This is a genomic window from Nocardia sp. NPDC051570, from assembly GCF_044454005.1.
Taxonomy (GTDB): domain Bacteria; phylum Actinomycetota; class Actinomycetes; order Mycobacteriales; family Mycobacteriaceae; genus Nocardia.
Window position 1 is genome coordinate 194,103 of the sequence record NZ_JBITDI010000015.1, and the last position, 7,920, is coordinate 202,022.

Below are 7,920 nucleotides of genomic sequence, written 5' to 3' on the forward strand. Positions count from 1 at the left end.
CACAATGGCAACCATGGCAGGTGTCGAAGAGCAGCGATCCGATCCCTATCTGTGGTTGGAGGAGGTGACCGGTGAGCAGCCGCTCGAGTGGGCGCGAGCGCATAACGACGTGGTGGTTGAGCGGTTTGCGACTTCCGACCGGTTCTCCGAACTGGAACATCGCATTCTGGCCATGCTCGACACCGACACACGCATCGCGTATCCATCCCGGCGCGCCACATGGCTGTACAACTTCTGGCGCGACGGCGCGCACCCCAAGGGGCTGTGGCGGCGAACCACCTTCGCCGAATACCGCAACGACAATCCGCGGTGGGAGGTGCTCATCGACCTCGACGCGCTGGCCGAGGACGAGGGCGAGAACTGGGTGTGGGGCGGGGCCTCGGTGCTGCGCCCGGAACAGTCGCTGGCGCTGATCAGCCTGTCCCGCGGCGGCGCCGACGCCAAGGTGGTCCGCGAATTCGATGTGGCCACCAAGCAATTCCGCGATCCGGCCGACGGCGGATTCCATCTGCCCGAGGCCAAATCCCAGATCCGCTGGATCGATGCCGACACCGTCTATGTCGGAACGGATTTCGGACCCGGTTCGCTCACCGACTCCGGCTACGCCCGCATCGCCAAGCGCTGGCGGCGCGGCACGCCACTGAGCGAGGCGCAGACGGTATTCGAGGGCGAACAGGGCGATGTGCTGGTGTCGGCGGGCTACGACCGCACGCCGGGCTACGAGCGGCACTACGTAGGCCGCGCCACCGACTTCTTCAACGAATCGGTCTATCTCCTCGAAGACGACGGCAGCCTGCGCCATCTCGACGTACCGAGCGACTCCTCGGAATCCTGGTACAAGGATTGGCTGCTGGTGCGGCTGAAGACGCCGTGGGAGGTGGGCGGCGAGACCTATCCCGCGGGCGCGCTGCTGGCCGCGAATCTGGAGGAATTCCTCGCGGGCGCACGGGATTTCGAGATCGTCTTCACCCCCGACGCGCATACCTCGCTGCACGGCTACGGCTGGACCGAGAACTATCTGATCCTCATCACGCTCGAGGATGTGCAGACCAAACTGTATGTCGTCCGGCCGGGGACGGGCAGCTGGGTGCGCGAACCGCTGGCCGACACCCCGCCCATGGCCACCACCAACGTCATGAACCTCGACCCCCTCGAGGGCGGCGACGAATTCATGCTCACCACAAGCGGATTCACCACGCCCGCCACCCTGCTGACGAGTTCGGTGGGCGGATCGTCCGAACCGCTCAAACAGGAACCGGCATTCTTCGACGCCGACGGCCTCGAGACCGAGCAGTTCTTCGCCCGATCCGATGACGGAACGATGGTGCCGTACTTCGTGATTCGCCATCGCGACCACAAGGGCGGGCCCGGCCCGACGGTGATGTCGGGCTACGGCGGTTTCGAGGTCTCGCGCACCCCCGCCTACAGCGGCGCGTCCGGTATGGGCTGGCTCGAACGCGGCGGCACCTGGGTGATGACCAATATCCGCGGCGGCGGCGAATACGGGCCCGAATGGCATACGCAGGTGCAGAAGGCCAACCGGCACAAGGTCTACGAGGACTTCGCCGCCATCGCCCGCGATCTGGTCGACCGCGGCATCACCACCGCATCGCGGCTGGGCGCGGTCGGCGGCAGCAACGGCGGCCTGCTCATGGGCGTGATGCTCACCCGGTATCCGGAGTTGTTCGGCGCCATCGTGTGTCAGGTACCGCTGCTGGATATGAAGCGCTACCACCTACTGCTGGCCGGGGCGTCGTGGATGGCCGAATACGGCGATCCGGACAAGCCGGAGGAGTGGGAATACATCGCGAAGTATTCGCCGTATCAGAACGCCCGAGCCGACGCGTCCTATCCGCCGATCCTGCTGACCACCTCCACCCGCGACGACCGCGTCCATCCCGGACATGCGCGCAAGATGGCCGCGCTGCTCGAGGAGCAGGGGCATACGGTCTGGTACCACGAGAACATCGAGGGCGGCCACGGCGGCGCGGCGGACAACAAGCAGATGGCGTTCCAGGCAACCCTGATCTACGAATTCTTCATCCAGATGCTGATGGAACCCTAACGGTCCCTGATCCACCGCTCGATCCGGTCGACCGTGGAGGCGGGGCTGGCGATCCAGCCGTTATGCCCCAACGCCTCCGGCTGATGCCAGGTGCTGACGCGCGCTTTGGGCAGCTTCTCCAGCAGATGGTCGGCCGAACCGGGCGGGGCCAGATCGTCGCCAGCGACGGTGATCGACAGCACCGGCAGCTTCAGCCTGCCGATGCGCTCCTCGTAGTCGATATCCGCACCGGCCGGTTCGAATCGGCCGGTGCGGGCCAGTCGCGCCCAATCGGAGATCAGCACCTTGGACTGGCGGCCGAAACCGCCCGCGGTGATACGGTCGCCGGGCCAGAACCCGGCCAGATTCGCGGTCAGCGAGACGGCCGCCGGGATCGCCATCATGGCCGAGCGGGCAATGCCCCCGAAGCCGCGGTAGTAGGGCGTGCCGGAGGCGATCAGGATCAGCCCGCCCAGGCGCCCCCGGATCCGGGCGGCGTACATCACGCCCAGCTGTCCGCCCATGCTGTGCCCCAACAGGATCGGCGTGCTGTCCGGGAAGCGCTCGCGCACCACCTCGAATATCGCCGGAAAGTCCACCGACACCAGCTCCTGATATCCGTAGGCGCTGGCCGGACTCGGCGTGGGCCGGCTGTCCCCGTTTCCGCGCAACTCACCGATCGCGGCATCGAATCCACGCCGGGCCAGATGATCGGCGAACAGCTCGTAGTACGCACCCGGTACTCCCAACCCCGGAATGATCACGACCACCGCCCGGGGCGCGTCCGGGGTGATCGGATGGCGATGCGCGCCGCGCGCCGGAATCAACCGCACCGGCACAGTGCTGCCGTCGGGCACCTGAATCGGAACAGTCTCCATGACCGGCACGCTACTACTGCGGCCTCCCCACGCTGCGCGACAGCAATTCGTGCAGGCCGGTGCGGGTCGCGACCACCACCAGCTGATTGCCCACGGCCAGCGCGGTTTCCGGATCCGGCTGCCATTCGAGCTCCGCGCCCACCGCGCGCTGCAGGGCGATGACCCGGGTCTGTTCGGACAGGTCGGCGGCGTGAATCGGCGTGCCCACCAGGGCCGAATCCGGTTCGACGGGGATTTCGGCGACCATCAGCGTGTCGCCGTTGACCGACAGCGTCGCGATCACCCGCTGCTGCGCCGCGGCCGCCGCGAAACCCTCGGCCGCGAGCTGGAACACACTGCGCACCACGGCCTTTCCGAGACTCTTCTGGACCCGTTCGGCGAGATCGTCATCGGATAACCGCAGTACCACCCGCAGATCGTCGCGATAGGACTGACCCAGCAGCGCCGCCTCGAGATTCACCGCATCGCTGCTGGTCAGCAATACCAACGCCCGGGCGCGCTGGACACCGGCCGCCTGCAGCGAATCCTCCCAGGTGGCCTGACCGACCACCACCGGTACCCCGAGCGTGCGCGCCAGCGCGATACCGCGGGCGTTCTCGTCGAAGTCCAGCCCGACCACCCGCACCCCGAGATCGCGCAGCTGCTCCATCACGCGGGAGCCGACATTGCCGAGCCCGGCGACGACGACGTGATCGGTGAAATCCGCGGGATCCGGCCCGATCTGCTCGGACAGCTGGGCGCGCAGCACCCCGCCCACCACCATGGCCGTGACCACCGGAGTCAGCGCCAGCCCGATGAATACGACCCCGACCTGCAATATCTTGTAGATCCCCGAGCGGGTGGGCTCGGGCTGCGCGGCCCCCGCGGCGTCGAGCAGCGTCTCGTAGATCGCGTCGCCCCAGGCATTTCCGATCACCATCATCAGCGCGCAGACGATGACGATCAGCGTCAGCAGCGCCAGCATCAGGCGAACCAGGTTGTTGCGCATCAGATATCGGGCCACCCGCAGCCAATGGCCGCGCCGGCTGGGCAGATTCAGGACCCGATCCGCCAGCGCCAGGGCCCGCCCGCCGCCGCGACCCGGCGGCAGCAACCGGATGTTCCCGGTCTCCTCGGTCAGCGCGCAGACGATCTTCCCGGCCGGCGCGTCCGACGATCCGGTGACATACAGCGTCCGCTCGCCGAGGCGCAGATAGTCCAGGGTCTTCTCGCCGAGCGCCGCCGCGATGAACGACGGCGCGGCGATCTCCGAGATCGACAGGACCACGCAGTCGGCGAACAGGCTGCGGATGCGAAAACCCAGGCCGGTGTTGAACATTCGGATCACCAGCCGGATCCGCGCATTGAGTTCGTGCGCCCGCAGCGCGGCATGGAAGTTCTCCACATCCGCCTGATCCACCAGCACCAGCGCACGGGCCTGCGCCACCCCGGCCCGCCGCAGCGTCTCCTCGTCCAGCCGATCCGCGCACTGGATCCGCACCCGCTCCAACCGCTCCAGCTGCGGCACGTACCCACCGTCGCGGTGGGGCAGGACCACCGTCACGATCGCGTCCGCGAACCGGGTCACCAGCTGTAGCGCCAGCTGATAGACGAGCGGATTATCCCCGCAGACAACGAAACTGGGGGCCGCCCTGTCCCCCTCGTGGACGTGCATAGCAGCGATGCTAGGCGAACCGGATGCGGCAGCTATGCGCTGACGGCGCCGATGATCACCCGGCGGAGCACCCGGATGATGTCGTCGAGCGGCCGGCGCGGCTCCGAACCGCTCCACGCGTCGACGACGTAGTTGACCGCACCGATGATCGCGATGGATCGCATCTCGTAGTCGCCGGGCGGGATCTCGCCCTGTAGCGCAGCGTCTTCCGCGGCGCTGGCCAGCAACGATCCCCAGGCTCGGCGCAACTCCAGGCGAAACTTCTCGACCTTCGGTCCGGCACCGACCACCTCGACCAGGGCGACCCGGGCCCGGCGCGGATCGCGTCCGATGGCCTCGACATAGGCCCGCACGGCCGCGTCGATGACCTCCACCGCGCTGTGTTCGGTGTGATCGGCCAATGCGGCCGATACCGCTTCCCGCGATTCGCGGTCGATGTGTTCATAGAGCTCGAGCAGCAGCGATTCGCGCCCGGTGAACTCCTCGTAGAACTGTCGTGAGGAGAGTCCGGCATCTTTACAAATGGCCCCGACGGAGCTGTTGGCATAGCCGTCTCGGCTGAACACCGACAATCCGGACTCCAGAAAACGCGCACGTCGCTGCCGCTGCCGGTCTTCTACGGGCTGTCCGGCGTACATCCTGCCCGCGTTCGTTTCCTGTGACATTGCGCGAGACTTTACCGAAGGGCCCGATCCCCTCGTCATAGATCGGGCTCATCGGTTGTACCTCCGGCTTTTCCTGCGTTAGCCGGAAGTTGTCTCCCTGACCGTGGGTGCGGGCGGAAAACTGTGCCCGCAGGTCACTGGCGATTTGCCGAATCGGACGATAGTCGATGGAACTGTTCAAGGGAAGAGGTTTTGGAGGATTTTTTTAACTATTATTTGGAAATACTCAGCGTTATGATATTTCGCCTGGTGAATCGTCTCCCGGGCCGATTGATACGGCATGCCGAACATATGGCCAGACCTGGGAATACGACAAAGCGGCCGGTAAATCGGATGCGAGCGGCGACAGGCCGATGCGCAAAGAGCGACACTCCGAAGGCGGGCGGTCGCGCGTCCGCGGCCCGGTTCGGACTTCGACAGCCGCCCCGCCCGCAGTAGCGAACAGTTCGCCGTCCAGGCCTGCGAATCTGGGCCATTCGGCCCGACACGCGAAACGCCCTACGCGGCAAGTCCTTCCAAACGGAATCGCGACCGTCCGGTCCGGATGGGCTCAATAGTCAAGCCATCGCTTGACCATCCGGTCCGCGGTCATATACTTAAGTATGTGCTTAACCAATCCGGAGATCTCGACCAGGTCTTCCGCGCACTCGCCGACCCCACGCGGCGCCACCTGCTCGAACGACTGACCGCGGGCCCCGCGAGCGTGAGCGCGCTGGCCGAACCGTTGACGATGTCGTTGGCGGCGGTGGTCCAGCATCTGCAGGTGCTGCAGGATGCCGGGCTGGTGCGGTCGGAAAAGGTTGGGAGAGTACGCACCTGCCAGTTGGCGCCCGAGGCCCTGCGCCCCGCCGAACAATGGCTGGGTGCCCGGCGCACCCGTTGGGAACACCGCCTCGACGCCCTCGGCGAGATCCTCGCCGAACATACCGATCACGAGGAGTAGCTCATGTCCGATCACACCGTCACCCACGCCACCTTCACCCTCGAGCGCGAGTACACCGCCGCACCCGCAACGGTCTTCGCCGCCTGGTCGGACCCGGCGACCAAGGCCCGCTGGTTCGCCGGCGGCAACGCGCGGCACGAACTCGACTTCCGCGTCGGCGGCCGGGAAACCGCCCGCGGCGTCCACGACGGTATCGAGATGACCTTCGAGACGATCTATCAGGAGATCGTCCCCGACGAGCGCCTCGTCTACACCTCCACGATGCACTGGGGCGACACGGTCGCCACAGTCTCCCTCACCGCAGTGGAATTCGTTGCCACCGAGGCGGGTACGCGCCTGGTCCTGACCGAACACGGCGCCTATCTGGACGGCCACGAACAGCCCGCCTGGCGCGAACAGGGCACCGGCGACCAATTGACAGCCCTCGCAAAGGAACTCGAGACCGCCCCGACCACCCGGTGACCCTGTGGTACCAGGTAGTGGTCCGCGGCCCACACGACCGAACCCCACACGCCACACAGTGAACTGACACCAGGTCGCGGTCCGTGGCCCCGTGATTGTGATCACGAGATCTCCGAACGTCTGTGCCCCGGATGACTTTCTACCGTGGGGCGACGCGGGTGAGGGCTTGTTCGGCCTCGGTGGTCACCGTGGTGACGATGTCGCGGGCCGATTCGATGGAGTCGACCAGGCCGACGGCTTGGCCCGCCCAGACGGGGAGGACGTTCAGGTCGCCGCGGGCGGCGGCCTCGCGGTACTCCTGGAGGGCCGTTGTGTCCGAACGTAATTCGTCGTCTCGTCCGCGCCAGCGGTCGAGGACGGCGTTGCGAAGGGTGCGGGCGGGGTAGCGGTGTGGCCATGGGGCGCCGCGGGCGATGTCGAGGGTGTGATTGCGCTCGGTGTCCTGGCCGTCGGCGTCGAGCAGGGCCTTGACGATTTCGGGCGACACCAGCGCCTCCGGGGTCGCCTGGAAACGGGTGCCGATGAGCGCGCCGGCCGCGCCCAGGGTCAGGGCCGCGGCGAGGCCGCGGCCGTCGGCGATCCCGCCCGCGGCGAGGACCGGCGTCGGACCGACCAGATCGACCACGGCCGGGACGAAAGACAGTGTGCCGATACCGTTCTCGCCGCAGTGGCCGCCGGCGTCGCCGCCCTGGGCGACGATGATGTCGGCGCCCACGTCGAGCGCGCGCCGGGCCTCGTCCAAGTCGGTCACCTGCAGGATCAGCTTGACGCCCGAATCGCGGACCCGCTGCGCGAACGGTGTCGGATCGCCGAACGACAGCATGATCGCCGCGGGCTCGAACTCCAGCGCCAGAGCCACGGCATCCGTATCGATTGCCCAGACGAGGAATCCGATACCCCAGGGCTCGGTCGTCGCCCGCCGCGCGATACCGACCTCCCGTGTGAGCCATTCGCGATCGCCGCGGCCCGCGCCGATGAGGCCCAGACCGCCGCCGTCGGATACCGCGGCGGCGAGCGCTCCGCCCGCCTCACCGCCCATCGGTGCCGAGGCGATCGGGTGCCGGACGGACATGAGCTTCGTGAACGAGGTCTGCAAGGCCATGCCTACGAGCTTGGCATGACCTCGTGCGCAATAGGCATGAGAAATGCGAAAGGGCCCTGACTGGTGTCAGGGCCCTTTCGGGAATGTATGTTCCGGCGGTGTCCTACTCTCCCACACCCTGGCGAGTGCAGTACCATCGGCGCTGGCAGGCTTAGCTTCCGGGTTCGGAATG

7 protein-coding genes are annotated in these 7,920 nt (G+C 67.0%); 3 read left to right on the forward strand and 4 right to left on the reverse strand.

Going from position 1 to position 7,920, the window contains the following annotated elements; genetic code table 11:
* Positions 1-13 precede the first annotated feature (13 nt).
* Positions 14-2,065 carry a prolyl oligopeptidase family protein gene (locus tag ACIA76_RS32290; RefSeq protein ID WP_397157034.1) on the forward strand — a complete coding sequence of 684 codons (2,052 nt, stop codon included), beginning with the start codon at positions 14-16 and terminating at the stop codon, positions 2,063-2,065.
* Here the strand turns inward: ACIA76_RS32290 and ACIA76_RS32295 are convergent.
* From ACIA76_RS32295 to ACIA76_RS32305, 3 genes are read right to left on the reverse strand one after another with little or no spacing between them, the layout of a single operon-like run.
* Positions 2,062-2,922, reverse strand: coding sequence for an alpha/beta fold hydrolase (locus ACIA76_RS32295; protein WP_397157032.1), 861 nt, complete (start codon positions 2,920-2,922; stop codon positions 2,062-2,064). The genes ACIA76_RS32290 and ACIA76_RS32295 overlap by 4 nt on opposite strands.
* A 13-nt stretch (positions 2,923-2,935) precedes the next feature.
* A complete protein-coding gene (locus tag ACIA76_RS32300; protein WP_397157030.1) occupies positions 2,936-4,576 on the reverse strand; it encodes an NAD-binding protein in 1,641 nt (546 codons plus the stop codon).
* Between the two features lie 32 nt (positions 4,577-4,608).
* Complete coding sequence (locus ACIA76_RS32305; RefSeq protein WP_397157028.1) at positions 4,609-5,241, reverse strand: TetR/AcrR family transcriptional regulator; 633 nt, start codon at positions 5,239-5,241, stop codon at positions 4,609-4,611.
* 604 nt (positions 5,242-5,845) lie between these two features.
* On the opposite strand from ACIA76_RS32305, the gene ACIA76_RS32310 reads away from it, so the two are divergent.
* Together ACIA76_RS32310 and ACIA76_RS32315 are read left to right on the forward strand one after the other, a co-directional pair.
* On the forward strand, positions 5,846-6,184 hold the full coding sequence (locus ACIA76_RS32310) for an ArsR/SmtB family transcription factor (protein WP_397157026.1): 339 nt from the start codon (positions 5,846-5,848) through the stop codon (positions 6,182-6,184).
* Positions 6,185-6,187: 3 nt separating this feature from the next.
* Positions 6,188-6,646 (forward strand): SRPBCC family protein, encoded by a 459-nt coding sequence (locus tag ACIA76_RS32315; protein ID WP_397157024.1) that lies wholly within the window; start codon positions 6,188-6,190, stop codon positions 6,644-6,646.
* 139 nt (positions 6,647-6,785) lie between these two features.
* Here ACIA76_RS32315 and ACIA76_RS32320 read toward each other — a convergent pair whose 3' ends face one another.
* On the reverse strand, positions 6,786-7,748 hold the full coding sequence (locus ACIA76_RS32320; RefSeq protein ID WP_397157022.1) for an NAD(P)H-dependent flavin oxidoreductase: 963 nt from the start codon (positions 7,746-7,748) through the stop codon (positions 6,786-6,788).
* Between the last annotated feature and the right edge of the window lie 172 nt (positions 7,749-7,920).